Annotated in this window: 1 protein-coding gene and 1 pseudogene; both read right to left on the bottom strand. The window is 48.5% G+C overall.

Going from position 1 to position 1,348, the window contains the following annotated elements:
• A pseudogene (locus tag R7F07_RS24850) lies at positions 1-695 on the bottom strand (bifunctional glutamine synthetase adenylyltransferase/deadenyltransferase); the annotation flags it as partial.
• A 108-nt stretch (positions 696-803) separates the two neighbouring features.
• A partial coding sequence (locus tag R7F07_RS24845) for a methyl-accepting chemotaxis protein (RefSeq protein WP_318110617.1) occupies positions 804-1,348 on the bottom strand: 545 nt, incomplete at its 5' end.

The raw sequence follows: 1,348 nt of genomic DNA, 5'->3' as shown, positions 1-1,348 counted from the left end.
AACGGACGCAGCCGCATGTCGACGCGATAACAAAAACCATCAAACGTCTGTTGATCGAGTGCTTTGATGATCCGCTGACCAAGACGAGTAAAGAACTGCGCGTTAGCAATACTGCGGCGGGCACCTTGGGTTTCGCCGTTTTCAGGGTAAGTAAAAATCAGGTCGATATCGGAAGAGAAATTCAGTTCGCCACCGCCTAGCTTGCCCATCCCAATGATCAACATCGGTTGAGCTTCACCCTCTGCATTTGTTGGCGTTCCCCATTCTGCGCAGCAAATTTTGTATTGCCATTGGTATGTCTCAAAGATCATCGCCTCTGCCAATTGGGACAAATGACGTAATGACTCTTCAAGTGTCCAAGCATGTAAGAAGTCTTTCCACGCGATGTAGACCATTTCTCGATTTCGGAACTGACGCAGAACGCGATGACCAGACATTTCATCTGGGCATTCTGCCAATAAGGCGGCCAGACGGGTGCGATAAGCTTGGTGTCGGCTAAGCTCACTTAACATCGTTGGTAACTGCTGCGCGAGAGCCTCGTCACGGTGAATGGTTTCCGTAATAAATTGGCTCAACGCCGAGACGTAATGAAACTGCTCTACGACCTCATTTGGCCATGATTGAAGGTAACCCGCTTCTTGGGCATTTTGAACGGCAGATTCGGCGACAGAGACCAGTGACGAAGGCAGCTGCATGTTTCTTCCTTGTGTGAAAAGCACGGTGATTCATTCTTTATACCAGACTTAAAGCAAATAAAAACGCCCACAAAAGGTTTGTGGGCGTTTTATCAAATCCAATTCGCTTTATACGCTAAATGACTTAATCTTCTTATCTAGCTCTTCGGCGTTACTTTGCATCATTTCAGAGGTTTCCAGTAACTCTGTGACCACCACGACCGATGCTTCAACCAGCTCACGAACGTTCGTTAAGTTCTGGCTCATTTCTTCCGCTACACTGCTTTGTTGTCCTGAAGCGGTGGCAATTTGGAAGTTCATGTCGTTGATTTGTGTTACTTGAGCAACAATGCCATCAAGCTCACTACCCGCGTTAGAAACCAATTCCACGCCTTCAGCCGCTTCGACAACACTTTTCTCCATCAAATCAACCGCAGAAGTCGCGCTGGCCTGTAGCTGAGTGATCATTTCTTGAATTTCCACCGTCGCTTGTTGCGTGCGCTGCGCAAGGTTACGAACTTCGTCCGCCACCACAGCAAAACCACGCCCTGCTTCACCAGCACGCGCCGCTTCAATCGCCGCATTCAAAGCAAGCAAGTTGGTTTGCTCAGAGATGCCTTGAATCGTACCAACTACGCTACCAATCGACTCCACACGCTCTTCGACTTGGTTTA

Source organism: Vibrio sp. YT-16, from assembly GCF_033337405.1.
Taxonomy (GTDB): Bacteria; Pseudomonadota; Gammaproteobacteria; order Enterobacterales; family Vibrionaceae; genus Vibrio; species Vibrio alginolyticus.
Note: the sequence above shows the minus strand (reverse complement) of the source record. Positions and strands in the feature narration are given on the sequence as shown.